The 13,242-nt window shown below is 54.1% G+C and carries 11 protein-coding genes; 9 read left to right on the top strand and 2 right to left on the bottom strand.

The window, feature by feature from the left end:
* The first annotated feature begins 326 nt into the window (after positions 1-326).
* Positions 327-3,419: an isoleucine--tRNA ligase gene (ileS, locus tag NYE26_RS22115; protein WP_339250176.1), complete on the top strand. Its 3,093-nt coding sequence runs from the start codon at positions 327-329 to the stop codon at positions 3,417-3,419.
* Positions 3,420-3,823: 404 nt separating this feature from the next.
* Entirely contained in the window at positions 3,824-4,159 is a 336-nt protein-coding gene (locus NYE26_RS22110) for a DUF5665 domain-containing protein (RefSeq protein ID WP_036724379.1), read from the top strand.
* Between the two features lie 310 nt (positions 4,160-4,469).
* Here the strand turns inward: NYE26_RS22110 and NYE26_RS22105 are convergent, their stop codons facing one another.
* The gene (locus tag NYE26_RS22105; protein WP_036724245.1) at positions 4,470-5,198 is read right to left on the bottom strand and encodes a TraR/DksA C4-type zinc finger protein; all 729 of its coding nucleotides are present in this window, start codon (positions 5,196-5,198) and stop codon (positions 4,470-4,472) included.
* Positions 5,199-5,454: 256 nt separating this feature from the next.
* Between NYE26_RS22105 and lspA the strand changes: the two genes are divergently transcribed.
* The 3 genes from lspA to NYE26_RS22090 all read left to right on the top strand — a co-directional run bounded on the left by lspA (position 5,455) and on the right by NYE26_RS22090 (position 8,280).
* Complete coding sequence (lspA, locus tag NYE26_RS22100) at positions 5,455-5,958, top strand: signal peptidase II (RefSeq protein ID WP_076075971.1); 504 nt, start codon at positions 5,455-5,457, stop codon at positions 5,956-5,958.
* Positions 5,951-6,925, top strand: coding sequence for an RluA family pseudouridine synthase (locus NYE26_RS22095; RefSeq protein ID WP_339250174.1), 975 nt, complete (start codon positions 5,951-5,953; stop codon positions 6,923-6,925). The genes lspA and NYE26_RS22095 overlap by 8 nt, the downstream gene beginning before the upstream one ends.
* 101 nt (positions 6,926-7,026) lie before the next feature.
* A complete protein-coding gene (locus NYE26_RS22090; protein ID WP_339250172.1) occupies positions 7,027-8,280 on the top strand; it encodes an LL-diaminopimelate aminotransferase in 1,254 nt (417 codons plus the stop codon).
* 408 nt (positions 8,281-8,688) lie between these two features.
* On the opposite strand, the gene NYE26_RS22085 is transcribed toward NYE26_RS22090, so the two are convergent.
* Positions 8,689-9,249 carry a GNAT family N-acetyltransferase gene (locus NYE26_RS22085; protein ID WP_339250170.1) on the bottom strand — a complete coding sequence of 187 codons (561 nt, stop codon included), beginning with the start codon at positions 9,247-9,249 and terminating at the stop codon, positions 8,689-8,691.
* 171 nt (positions 9,250-9,420) lie between these two features.
* Here NYE26_RS22085 and NYE26_RS22080 point away from each other — a divergent pair, with 171 nt between their 5' ends.
* The 4 genes from NYE26_RS22080 to NYE26_RS22065 all read left to right on the top strand — a co-directional run bounded on the left by NYE26_RS22080 (position 9,421) and on the right by NYE26_RS22065 (position 13,161).
* Positions 9,421-9,657, top strand: coding sequence for a hypothetical protein (locus tag NYE26_RS22080; RefSeq protein WP_339250168.1), 237 nt, complete (start codon positions 9,421-9,423; stop codon positions 9,655-9,657).
* Positions 9,658-10,278: 621 nt separating this feature from the next.
* Positions 10,279-10,860, top strand: coding sequence for a bifunctional pyr operon transcriptional regulator/uracil phosphoribosyltransferase PyrR (gene pyrR / locus NYE26_RS22075; protein WP_036724239.1), 582 nt, complete (start codon positions 10,279-10,281; stop codon positions 10,858-10,860).
* Between the two features lie 2 nt (positions 10,861-10,862).
* Positions 10,863-11,771 carry an aspartate carbamoyltransferase catalytic subunit gene (locus NYE26_RS22070; protein ID WP_036724237.1) on the top strand — a complete coding sequence of 303 codons (909 nt, stop codon included), beginning with the start codon at positions 10,863-10,865 and terminating at the stop codon, positions 11,769-11,771.
* 106 nt (positions 11,772-11,877) lie between these two features.
* Positions 11,878-13,161, top strand: coding sequence for a dihydroorotase (locus NYE26_RS22065; protein ID WP_339257582.1), 1,284 nt, complete (start codon positions 11,878-11,880; stop codon positions 13,159-13,161).
* The last annotated feature ends 81 nt before the right edge of the window (positions 13,162-13,242 follow it).

Below are 13,242 nucleotides of genomic sequence, written 5' to 3'. Positions count from 1 at the left end.
CTGGATTAAAGATTCATGCTGCATTAGTGCAGGTGCAGTTAAGGCCCCGCAGGCGTACCCGTAGGGCAGCCTAAGAAGGGCCGAGGACTCCGCCGAAGTAATCCTTCCCGTCCACTGAGCCTGCTCCTCGCACGATGCACTTATTTCGGGTGTCCAGAGGGCAGCGCCCTTGGGGCCCTCCCTTGGCGAAGGGAGGGTTTGGGAGGGATCGAAAATCTTTAAAATCTCGCAACGGTTTACGCTTGCAAGCTTTAAAATCTTTTAAGAAGAAGAAGGCTCGGATGTAATCCGATACAGTTTAAGACTAAACGAAGGGATTGACCATCATGCATAAGGTAGACGTCAAAGAAAAAGCCCGGGCAAGAGATGTCCGGATCTTGAAAAAGTGGAGTGAGGAGGACACATTCCGCCGCTCGATGGAGAACCGCGAGGGACGCCCGAACTATGTGTTCTATGAAGGGCCGCCGACCGCGAACGGGGTGCCGCATATCGGGCACGTGCTGGGCCGGGTCATCAAGGATTTTATCGGCCGCTATCAGACCATGAAGGGCTTCCGCGTCATCCGCAAAGCGGGCTGGGATACGCACGGCCTGCCGGTAGAGCTCGGGGTGCAGAAGAAGCTCGGCATCTCCGGCAAGCAGGATATCGAAGAATATGGTGTGGAGAAGTTCATCAAGGAATGTAAGGAAAGTGTATTCGGCTATGAGAAGCAGTGGCGCGAGTTCACGGAAGCGATCGGCTACTGGACAGATCTGGATCATCCGTATGTAACGCTGGACAATACGTATATCGAGAGCGTGTGGAACATCCTGGCTACGGTTCATGAAAAAGGCCTGATGTACCGGGGTCACCGCGTTAGCCCGTACTGCCCGAGCTGCCAGACGACCCTCAGCTCCCATGAAGTAGCCCAGGGGTATAAGACCGTTAAGGATCTGAGTGCCACCGCCAAGTTCAAGCTGGACGGCAGCGGCGACTATGTGCTGGCCTGGACGACTACGCCTTGGACGCTTCCGGCGCACATGGCGCTGGCGATGAATCCGGCTATGGAATATGTGCGTGCGCAGCAGGAAGACGGCGTGTATGTACTGGCTAAGAATCTGGTGGACGAAGTATTGAAGGGCGAGTACACCATCCTGTCTACACACACAGGCGCTGACTTTATCGGCCAGAGCTACACACCGCCGTTCGGTTATATCAAGGCAGAGAAGCATAATGTGATTGTCGGAGCCTCTTTTGTAACGGACTCCAGCGGTACCGGGATCGTACATATGGCTCCGGCTCACGGGGAAGACGACTATAAGAGCTGCCGCGAGAATGGGATCAGCTTCGTGAATGTAGTGGATGCTTCCGGGAAATACACGGATGTAGTGAGTGATTTTGCCGGACGGTTCGTGAAGGACTGTGACCTTGATATCGTGAAGGTGCTGTCTGAACGCGGCCTGCTCTACCACAAAGAGAAATACGAGCACAGCTATCCGTTCTGCTGGCGCTGCGACACCCCGCTGCTCTATTACGCAACAGACAGCTGGTTCATCCAGACGACAGCAATCAAGGATCAGCTGATTGCCAACAATAACAGTGTGGACTGGTACCCGGACCATGTGCGCGAAGGCCGCTTCGGCAAGTTCCTGGAGGAGCTGGTGGACTGGAATATCAGCCGTAACCGCTACTGGGGTACACCGCTTAACGTATGGGTCTGCCAGGATACCGGCAAGGAATTCGCACCGCACAGCATCGCCGAGCTGAGAGCGATGGCCATCGGCGAGGTCGCTGAGGATATCGAGCTGCATAAGCCGTATGTGGATAATATCCAGCTGCGCAGCCCGTTCAGCGAAGGCGGCGTCATGGTCCGCACCCCGGAAGTGATCGACGTCTGGTTCGACAGCGGCTCGATGCCGTTCGCCCAGAGTCATTACCCGTTCGAGAATCAAGACCGGTTCGAGGACCAGTATCCGGCAGATATGATCTGCGAAGGGATCGACCAGACGCGCGGCTGGTTCTACAGCCTGCTGGCAGTATCGACCCTGTTCACAGGGAAGGCGCCGTACAAGGCGGTTATCGCCCATGGCCATATTTTCGATGAGAACGGCCAGAAGATGTCCAAATCCAAAGGCAATGTCATCGACCCTTGGGAGATCATGAACGAATACGGAACGGATGCCTTCCGCTGGGCCATTCTGTCTGACAGTGCGCCGTGGAACAACAAGCGGTTCTCGCGCGGTCTGGTCGGGGAGACGAAGTCCAAGGTAGTGGACACTCTGGTGAACACGCATGCCTTCCTTACGCTGTATGCCGGAATCGACGGCTATGATCCTGCGGATCATCCGTTCAAGGTGTCAGAGCATAAGCTAGACCGCTGGATTCTGTCCCGCCTGAACAGCCTGATCGTGCTGGTGGATAAAGGGCTGGCCGTGAACGACTTCGTGAATACCTCCAAGGCTATTGAGAACTTCGTGGATGAGCTGAGCAACTGGTACATCCGCCGTTCCCGTGACCGGTTCTGGGGCAGCGGGCTGGGCGAAGAGAAGCTGGATGCTTACCGCACCCTTACGCATGTCCTGCTGACCACTGCCAAGCTGATGGCTCCATTCACCCCGATGCTGTCCGAGGATATCTTCACGAACCTGGGCGGCGGAGAGAGTGTGCATCTGGCAGACTATCCGGCAGCGGATGAGAACCTGATCGACCTTGCTCTGGAAAAAGATATGGAGTATGCCCGCGGCATCGTCGAGCTGGCCCGTAACGTCCGCAACGAGAGCGGCATCAAGACCCGCCAGCCGTTGTCCGAGCTGATTGCCTCCACTCCGGACGACTTCAACGTGGCGGATTATGAAGAGCTGATCAAAGAAGAGATCAACGTCAAGAATATCGTCATCGAGCACAGCGACAGCGGCTTCGTAGACTTCACCCTGAAGCTGAACCTGAAGGTGGCAGGTAAGAAATACGGCAAGAGCGTTGGCTTCCTGCAGGGCTTCCTCAAAGCGATGGATAGTGACGCTACCCGCAAAGCAGTGCAAGAAGGCGTTATCGCCATTGTGTCACCGGACGGAGAAGAGCTGCAGATTACGTCCGAGGAGCTGCTGGTTGAGAAGCAGGCCAAACCAGGCTTTGCCTCCGCTTCCGGCTATGGACTGACAGTGGCCTTGAACACGGAAATCACGCCGGAGCTGGTACAGGAAGGCTGGGTACGCGAAGTCGTACGTGCGGTGCAGGATTACCGCAAACGTCTGGATCTGCCGATCGACAAGCGGGTTGCGTTGACCCTGCATGTCGATGACGAGCTGAAGGCGGCGGTGACCGCATTCGAGCATGTGCTGCGTGAGAATGTACTAGTGACTACGGTTGATTTTGACGGAGATTATACCTATGAGACCGTGGATGCCGGCGGCAAGAGCATCGGTATTCATATCGGCGCTTAACTCCGGAGCGGCCGCGCATTTCCTGCATTACTTGTCCATGTATGGCATATACTAGCCGCAAAGGAAAAGTTTCCACGGGTTAGAATGCAAATGACGAGCCCTGTGCTTGAAGAGAGAATTCTCTTTGACCGGGCTCGTTTGTTTTGCGGCTTATAGACAACAGGAGGTGCAGGGGCATGGGCGGATCGAACAACGGGAAGATTCCTGCGGAGCAGCCGAAGCAGCCGGAAGGGCCGGGAAGAATTTCGATCAGAACCACGGACAGAGGGAATAACAGGGAGGAAGCACAGCATGAGCAGCAGCCCACGCATTCTGGAGCAGGCCAACCATCGGGCAAGACAGATCCGGGCGCAGAATATCCTGAGAAAAGTCAGCCAGCTGCTTCTTCCGATCCTAAGCCTACAGTGACTGTCACAGCAGCCGTCGATCCGGCCGATCTTCCCCCGGAAGAGAAGCTGAACGCCCTGTACCGGATAACCACGAGTCTGGCTCAACAGATGGAGAAGTCACGAATCTCGGAATATACCGAGCTGCTGCATTCCCCGTTCCGGCTGATCTGGCTGAACATTCTCTCCGGAACGGCCAGGGGGCTGGGGATTGCGCTCGGGTTCACTTTTTTTGCAGCGACGATTATTTATGTGCTTCAGGTGCTGGGTGCGCTGAATCTGCCGATCATCGGCGATTATATCGCAGACATTGTACGGATTGTCCAGCATCAGCTGGAGCTGAAGACGTTCTGAGCGGCGCTGAACCTGAAATAACCCCACAATGGTGGGGTTTTGCGATTAGTAGGAAGTGAAGCAGGGTTCCAAGACAAGCACAGGGATAGTTGTAAAATGTACACCTAAATGCAGCAAAATAGCCTGTTTTAAACGGATAACTGTAATCTGTACAACTAAATTTGCCTAAAGAGACCCGAACTTAGAGTACAAGGCTTTTTAAATGTACGGAATGCAACTAAACGGGATATCGCGTATGAATCAGATGTTTTAGTTGTACAAAGTGCAATTAAGCCTCTCCAACTCTCTCATCGGATCATTCCCAGCTTTGCTACTTCCGTTCTTTTCGAGTCGGGTCAAGCAGGTAGTCGCCTTCCTCGTCGTCCATGTAATGACGGTAGCTGTTGCCCTTGATAATCATCAGATGATTGCCCGAAATGTCGGTGGCCACGAAATTCTCCCAGGGCTCCACGAAGCCCTCGGTTTCGTCCGCTTCGATCTCCATATCATTGTAGGAGCCGATGTTGTTCCCTTCTCCCATGGCCGGTGAATCCGAGTTGCCCCAGCTCTCCACGATCTGCCAGGCATCCTCGCCATCGAAGCCGTTCTGGTCGTCCCGCTCATCCAGACTGGTGCGGCCAAACGGCGGAGACAGCAGCTCTTCCTCGGCCGGACGGGTGAATGGAGCACTCTGGCGGGGAGCATGCTCTTTCGTGTAGCGGGTGGAGGGAAGGGCGGCCAGGCGCTCATAAGGAATCGGTTCGCCGCTGGCGATGCAGATGCCGTAGGTTCCTTCGTCCATCGCCCGCAGGGCGGATTCAATATCGTCCAGCTCATGCTCATCGCGCTCCAGCAGGGAGATATCCATGGAACGGTTATACAGCTCTGTGGCAGCATCGCCGGGATGGTTATCGATTTCGGACAGCTCGCCGGTGTTGTCCCGCATAGCCTCCTGCAGTCCGTATTGTCCGCTATTGCTTAGCCTGTGCTTGATATCCTCCTGCTGCTGCAGGAGAGCAGTACGCAGCCCGGAGAGCTGCTGTGGTGTCAGATGGCTCATTGCTGTGAGCTCCTTTCGGTAGCTAATCGCTGAAACGGTACCGTCCTTTAAAAGGATGGCAAAGCCGGTTCCGCTTGTACGGATAGCTTGGCCTCCGGGGCCCTTTTTTAGCGATGGCAAATAGTGCCCTGCCTTAACCGGCTTACCTGGTCATGCAATAGACGGGTTCTTGAGGCCTGTGCTACAATATACAAGTCTTTATACAGTATTCGTACCGCGTAGCCGCGGGAAAAATAAGAACGGAGTGACAACTTCTGTGGTGTACTTTCTGATTGCGCTAATTGTATTTCTGATTGACCAGGGTACCAAATATCTGATTGCCACCCGGCTGGAGCTCGCAGAGCAAATTCCGGTAATCAAGGATTTCTTCATTATTACGTCACACCGCAATCGTGGAGCCGCCTTCGGAATTCTGGAGGGGCAGCAGTGGTTCTTCATTGTGATTACAGTAATCGTTGTATGCGGAATCGTCTGGTACCTGAACAAGGCCCGCAAGACCCGCAAGCTGCTGCCTACCGCGCTGGCGCTTGTCCTTGGCGGAGCGATCGGCAACTTCCTGGACCGGATTCTTAACGGTGAGGTTGTGGATTTCCTCATGTTCAATTTCGGAAGCTATACGTTCCCGATCTTCAACGTGGCCGATTCCTGTATCGTGGTCGGGGTGGGTCTGATTATTCTGGACACGCTGCTGGAAGTGAAGGGCGAACAGGAAGTCACCGAGGTGAAGGAATCACAGGAAGTCAAAGAAGGGAATGAATGATTTGAACAAAGACGTCACAGAGCTGGCGGATTCAGGCGCCCTCGAGGAAGAAAGAGACGTCACCGAATGGATCGTTGCCGAGGGCAATGCGCGGGAGCGGATTGATAAATACGTTACAGAGGCCTTGGAAGACGAGATCTCGCGCTCTCAGGTTCAGCTATGGATCGGCAGCGGCCATGTTGTGGTAAACGGCTCGCCGATCAAAGCGAACTACAAGCTGAATGAAGGCGATAAGGTAACCGTTACGGTGCCGGAACCCGAGGTTACGGACCTGATCGCACAGGATATTCCAATTGAAGTGGCTTATGAAGACAGTGATGTGATTGTGGTGAACAAGGCGCGCGGCATGGTCGTGCATCCGGCAGTAGGGCATCCCTCCGGCACTCTGGTCAATGCGCTGATGTATCACTGCAAGGATCTGTCGGGTATTAACGGCGAGATTCGTCCAGGCATTGTCCACCGGATCGACAAGGATACCTCTGGTCTGATTATGGCGGCCAAAAATGACGCCAGTCATGCTTCGCTGTCCGCCCAGCTTAAGGAGCACAGCGTGACCCGCCGCTATATCGCAGTGGTGCACGGCAATCTGTCTCATGACAAGGGAACCGTAGATGCTCCAATCGGCCGTGATCCGCATGACCGCAAGCTGTATACCGTAACCGAGAAGAACAGCAAGCGCTCCGTGACGCATTTTACCGTGCTGGAGCGGTTCGGTGACTGCACACTGCTGGAGCTTCAGCTTGAGACAGGACGCACGCACCAGATCCGTGTTCACATGAAATTCATCGGCCATCCGCTGGTGGGTGATCCGGTCTACGGGCGCAGCAAGGGAACTACTATGAACGGACAAGCCCTTCATGCAGCGGTACTCGGTTTTGTACATCCTTCTACAGGCGAGTACAAGGAGTTCAGCGCACCGATTCCGGCGGATATGGAAGAGCTTCTATTTACGTTGCGCAGCAGATAAGTACAAATCAATAGATTATAAATCCATGGTACACAGGCCGGATTTGCGTCATATTAAGAGCATAGCTTCACAATATAGGCCCAGGAGATGAATAGAAGATTATGAGCATTGAACAATATCAGGCGACATTCATTCAGACGAATTTTGCAGACCGCATCGGCGGCGAAGGATACGGCAAGGACACCTCCATCTACAAATTTGAGAAAATCAAACGCGCCAAAGCTTCGGCGAAGCAGGATTTTCCGAACACTGAACTGATCGACATGGGCGTCGGTGAGCCGGACGAAATGGCAGATGAAGGCATTGTGTCCAGACTTGCGCTGGAAGCGGCTAAGGAAGAGAACCGCGGTTACTCCGATAACGGTATTCCTGAATTTAAGGCGGCTGCGGCTGTGTATCTTAAGGAAGTTTTTCAGGTGGACGGAATTGACCCTGTAACGGAAATCGTGCATTCCATCGGTTCGAAGCCTGCGCTGGCTATGCTGCCATCCGTATTCATTAATCCGGGCGATATCACGATCATGACCATTCCGGGTTATCCGGTACTGGGCACCCATACCAAGTATCTGGGAGGACAAGTCTACTCTGTGGAGCTGAAGAAGGAGAACAACTTCCTGCCTGATCTGAGCTCCATTCCTGAAGAGGTTGCCCGTAAGGCGAAGCTGCTCTACCTCAACTATCCGAACAACCCTACCGGCGCAAGCGCCACCCCTGAATTCTTCAGCGAAGTAGTGGCCTGGGCCAAAAAATATGATGTAGTCGTCATCCATGACGCACCTTATGCTGCACTAACGTATGACGGCGTGAAGCCGCTGAGCTTCCTGTCCGTGCCTGGTGCCAAGGATGTTGGCGTTGAGCTGCATTCCCTGTCCAAGTCCTACAACATGACCGGCTGGAGAATCGGCTTCGTGGCCGGCAACCCGCTGATCGTGAAGGCGTTCAGTGATGTGAAGGACAACAATGATTCCGGCCAGTTCATCGCCATTCAAAAAGCTGCCGCTTACGGCCTCTCTCGTCCTGAGATTACCGAAGCGATTGCCGCCAAATACTCCCGCCGCCACAACATGCTGGTGGATGCGCTGAACAGCCTGGGCTTCAAGGCCGAGAAGCCGAAGGGCTCCTTCTTCCTCTATGTAGCCGCACCTAAGGGCGTCAAGGGCGGACGCCGCTTCGAATCCGGCGAGGATTTCTCACAGTTCCTGATCCGCGAGAAGCTCATCTCCACCGTGCCTTGGGATGATGCCGGCGCGTTCGTGCGTTTCTCCGTGACCTTCGTGGCCAAGGGTGAGGAAGAGGAGAAGCGTGTCATCTCCGAAATCCAAAGACGTCTGAGCGACGTTGAATTTGAATTTTAAGTTTTGGTTTGAATGGGAGCCGCTGCGGAGAAATCTGCGGCGGTTTTTATTTAAATATAAGCGAGGATTTATATGTTGCACACGATAACTTATCCTTCTATTTCTCGCTGAAACGGTACCGTCCTTTAAAAGGACGGCAATGCCGTTTCCACTTGGTCGCCGTCTATATACTATGGTGATCGCCCGACCTGTCCCGGCCACCCGCCCCAATTTGTTGCACAAATTGCAACCTCGCACCGCTCAAACCAAGCCCGGACACGCAAATCCTGCACTTTTTACAACATTCCATTCGGTTATGATGAATCTTTGGCATGAATCCTGCAAAAACTGCAACAATTGGCCCAGCAGCTTAGTTAAGCGGAAGAATTCCTGCATAATGTGCAACATTAGGGGAATAGTGCCGCCTGTCTAACCCTTCCGGTAAGCAACCCGATGGAAAGCATTAATGTAACGAAACAGCGCTTCGCCGTCATCCGGCACATTCCCCGGTTCACCCAGTGGCAGCATCATGGCCTGATAAGGCTCCGGTACCATTCGATATTGATGCACATAAGAGGTCAGGACGAACCCGTTCCGCTCCCAGAAATGAATACGTTCCTTATGCGACGCTGTAGCCCCCGATTCTGCTTCGATGATGAATCCCCGGATGCCGTGTTCCTGCACAGCCCAAGCTTTGATCTGCTCCAGCATCCAGGTCCCCGTTCCCTCTCCGCGCAATGCCTTATCCACCGCCAGGTAATCGATAATCAGGATCTTGTCCGCAGCTTGTCCCACAATACCCGTAACAGACATCGCGACAACCACCCCTTTATGCATCCCCGCATGTAAGTAACCAATCCCCCGGTTCAGCATACTGCGCAGTATCCCCTTAGTCTTAGCCCCGCTCGGAAAAGCCCCATGGTAGACCTGCTCCATCCGCCCCCACCACGCTTCATCCCATTCTTCTATAGTAATAAACTCCATGTTCATGATTGTATTCGCCTCCAGCTTCATTCCAGTTTTATCATAACAGAGCAGGGGCTGGAACGAAATCAGGGTAGAATGTATGTGTAAAAAAATGGTATAATAGCAGAACTAAATGATCAGACTCTTGGGCTATTGGATTTTGTATGAGATTATATTTCCATTAGGAGAGAGAAGATGAAAACAACACCCGCACAAGCTGAAACCCGTAAGAAAGCTGATATTGCTGAAGGCAGTACCGGTTATATTGATGAACAATTGCTGCCTCAGCAGCTGATCGAAGGCGGGGGGCCTTTTCGGCGAGTTGATCTATCCAGCCTTCCCGGAGCCGTGAAATATATAGGATACATGATTGTCTACGGTATCCCCGTGTTGTTACTAAGTTTGATTGTGGCGGTCACTTTTTTTAAATGAGCCGGCATATTCCCGCTGATGCGGTGGCTTGTGCCATTAGTGCAATTCCTGTATTCCGCAGTCGTGTAATCCGCACTATCAGCGCAGCGCCATAGTGCCCCTTCTGCCTGCCCCTCCCCCAAGGGGGATGGCAAGTCCTTGTCCCTTGCACCGTTTAGGTGGAAGCGGCGGAGGGGATTTTGGAACTGCAGGAGCGGAGCGTCCGCCTTTATGTTTGGATTTCTACCGCTGCTGCGGTAATAATCAGGAAATCCAAACATAACAGCGGCCGAAAGTCCAAAATCACCGCAGCTGCGCACTTCACCTAAATGTAGCCTGCTCCCGCCGCTCCCCCTCACCACGTCCACGAATATAATTTGACATCCCCCCATCCATCTGTCATAATTCCCTATAGTTGAATAGCGCCTTTAATTCAGTCCCGTGAGGCTGGCAAGGTAACGTGAATCGAGGTTCGCGTCATGAAAGAAGAAATCCGTAGGAGTACGGAGGGTCTTTTTATGCGCGCGGACACGCCATCTTTTTGAATCTGCGGATTTCACTCCTTGCCTGCTTTGGGCAAGGAGTTTTTTAGTTTATCCGGGGAACCTGAACAGGCGATCAAGCAGGGGGATGGCAAAGAGGATGGTTACTGAAAAAAATGTCATTATGGACGAAACGGCGATTCGCCGGGCACTGTCACGCATTGCACATGAGATTTTGGAGAAAAACAAGGGTATCGAGAATTGCCTGCTGGTCGGCATCCGGACCCGGGGGATCTACCTGGCTCAGCGGATCGCGGAGCGCATTAAGGAAATTGAGGGCGTAGACATCCCTTACGGGGAGCTGGACATTACCCATTACCGCGATGACCGCGAAGGCGGCGGGAACAACCGGGAAGCGATGGACAAGACGGTTGTCAACAGCAACCTGATCCTGCCTCCGGGCACCAGCGGCACCCGGGACAAGAAAGTGATCCTGTTCGACGATGTACTGTACACCGGAAGAACCATCCGCGCGGCAATGGATGCGCTGATGGATTGCGGACGGCCCCGGATGATCCAGCTGGCGGTACTGGCTGACCGCGGCCACCGGGAGCTGCCGATCCGCCCCGACTATATCGGCAAGAACGTACCCACCTCCAGGCATGAGCAGATTGAAGTGTCCCTGAGCGAATACGACGGCAAGGACGAGGTGTACATTATTTCAAACCGGGAGGAACGATAACAATGATGACGGCAACTAAGGTGAAGGAACGCAGTCTGCTGGGGATGAAGGAGCTGGCGGAGTCGGAGATTACCCAGCTGTTAGACAGAACAGCCTACTGGGATAATCAGAGCGAGAAGCTCACGCCGGTGCTGAGAGCACATTTTGTTGCCAATATGTTCTTCGAGAATAGTACGAGAACCCGCTTTTCCTTCGAAATGGCCGAGAAACGCCTGGGTGTGCAAGTACTGAACTTCACGGCTGCGGCCTCCAGTGTCGAGAAGGGCGAGTCCATCTACGACACAGTGCGCACACTAGAGTCGATGGGCATCGATGCCGGAGTGGTCCGGCTGAAGCCAGCCGGGGTACTGCAGCAGCTTGCCGAGAAGGTAGGCGTTCCGCTGATCAATGCCGGGGACGGCAACAACGAGCATCCGACGCAGGCGCTGCTGGACCTGTACACGATGCGCAAGCATTTTGGCGGATTGAAGGGCCTGAAGGTCTCGATTATCGGGGATATTATGCACAGCCGGGTAGCGCGGTCCAATCTCTGGGCACTCACCAAAATGGGGGCAAGCGTGCAGTTCTGCGCACCGGCAAATATGCAGGCTCCTGAGCTTGCGGCCTACGCTCCATATGTGTCTATGGAAGAAGCGCTGAAAGCGGATGTGGTCATGATGCTGAGGGTGCAGCTGGAGCGGCATGCTTCGGGCATTATTTTATCGGCCGAGCAGTACCGGGAGCACTTTGGGCTGACCGAGGAACGGGCATCGAGGCTGGACCCGGCAACGATTATCATGCACCCGGCGCCGGTCAACCGCAATGTGGAGATCGACGATGCGGTGGTGGAGAGCAGCCAGTCCCGGATTTTCCCGCAGATGGCGAACGGAGTGCCGGTACGGATGGCTGTCATGGAGCGGGCGCTGCAGTAGCAGAAAAAAACCTCACATAAGCGTATTAATAAATATACACAAAGATGAATTTTTATTATATAATAACTACAGAGCTTACGGCTGCGGCCGGAAGGCACAAAGGAGAATCCTAACCGTGATCATCAAAAATGCCAGTGTACTGAACGAAGAAGGCGTGCTGGAGCGCAAGCATATTGTTGTGCAGGACGGAGTTATCTCGAAGATTCAGGATGCTGCCGAGGCGGTAGAAGAAGCCGGAGAGATCGTTGAAGCGGAAGGTAAGCTGCTGATTCCGGGACTGATCGATATGCATGTGCACTTACGTGAACCGGGGTTCGAGCATAAGGAAACGATTGAGACCGGTGCACGTTCGGCAGCCAAAGGCGGATTCACAACGATTGCCTGCATGCCGAATACACGCCCGGTAACTGACAGTGCAGAGATCGTACAGCTCGTGAAGGACAAGGCACGTGAAGCAGGGCTTGTGAAGGTGCTGCCTTATGCGGCCATTACCAAGAATGAGCTGGGACGCGAGCTGACGGATTTTGCGGCACTGAAGGAAGCGGGAGCGATCGGCTTCACCGATGACGGCGTAGGCGTACAGAGCGCGCAGATGATGAAGGATGCAATGAAGCTGGCGAAGGGACTGGATATGCCGGTGATTGCCCACTGTGAGGATAACTCGCTGGTGGAAGGAGCGCCGGTAGCCGAAGGCACTTTTGCCGACAAGCATGGCCTGAAGGGAATTCCGAACGAGTCGGAAGCCATTCATGTAGGCCGTGACATTCTGCTGTCTGAAACAACGGGTGTTCACTATCATGTGTGCCATGTCAGCACCGAGCAATCGGTCCGGCTGATCCGCCAGGCGAAGCAAATCGGCATTAAGGTGACCGCCGAGGTGTGCCCGCATCATCTGCTGCTCTCGGAGGAGGATATTCCGGGCATGGACGCCAATTGGAAAATGAACCCGCCGCTGCGCTCGCGCCGTGACGTTGAGGCCTGCATTGAAGGGCTGCTGGACGGCACGCTGGATATCATCGTGACCGACCATGCCCCGCACAGCGAGGAAGAGAAAGCCAAAGGCATGCAGCTTGCACCGTTTGGCATCGTCGGCTTTGAGACGGCGTTCCCGCTGCTGTATACCGCTTTTGTGGCCACAGGCAAATGGGATCTGTCCCTGCTGGTGCAGCGGATGACCGCTGATCCGGCCCGGGTGTTCAGACTGAATACAGGCAGCCTTACCGTTGGGGCGCCTGCCGATCTGACCCTGATTGACTTGAATGAAGAGAAGGAAGTAGACCCGGCCACGTTTGCGAGCAAGGGTCGCAATACACCTTTTACCGGATGGAAGCTTAAGGGCTGGCCGGTGAAGACCTGGGTAGACGGCAGAGCCGTATGGAGTGAGGCTTAACAGAAGTAAGCAGTAGCCCATGCAGCCCGGCTGCATGGCTGTGACATAAGAATCAGACTACAGAAACAAGAAGGAGTGGAA

This window comes from Paenibacillus sp. FSL P2-0136, from assembly GCF_037975325.1.
In the GTDB taxonomy this organism is placed as follows: domain Bacteria; phylum Bacillota; class Bacilli; order Paenibacillales; family Paenibacillaceae; genus Paenibacillus_AQ; species Paenibacillus_AQ silagei.
This window is presented reverse-complemented; position numbering and strand designations above follow the sequence as displayed.

Bases quoted from the DNA above. Each gene is read 5' to 3' on its own strand.
- ileS (WP_339250176.1), top strand. From the start codon at position 327: ATGCATAAGGTAGACGTCAAAGAAAAAGCCCGGGCAAGAGATGTCCGG.
- NYE26_RS22105 (WP_036724245.1), bottom strand. From the start codon at position 5,198: ATGAGCCATCTGACACCACAGCAGCTCTCCGGGCTGCGTACTGCTCTC.
- NYE26_RS22095 (WP_339250174.1), top strand. From the start codon at position 5,951: ATGAATGATTTGAACAAAGACGTCACAGAGCTGGCGGATTCAGGCGCC.
- NYE26_RS22090 (WP_339250172.1), top strand. From the start codon at position 7,027: ATGAGCATTGAACAATATCAGGCGACATTCATTCAGACGAATTTTGCA.
- NYE26_RS22085 (WP_339250170.1), bottom strand. From the start codon at position 9,249: ATGAACATGGAGTTTATTACTATAGAAGAATGGGATGAAGCGTGGTGG.
- NYE26_RS22080 (WP_339250168.1), top strand. From the start codon at position 9,421: ATGAAAACAACACCCGCACAAGCTGAAACCCGTAAGAAAGCTGATATT.
- pyrR (WP_036724239.1), top strand. From the start codon at position 10,279: ATGGTTACTGAAAAAAATGTCATTATGGACGAAACGGCGATTCGCCGG.
- NYE26_RS22070 (WP_036724237.1), top strand. From the start codon at position 10,863: ATGATGACGGCAACTAAGGTGAAGGAACGCAGTCTGCTGGGGATGAAG.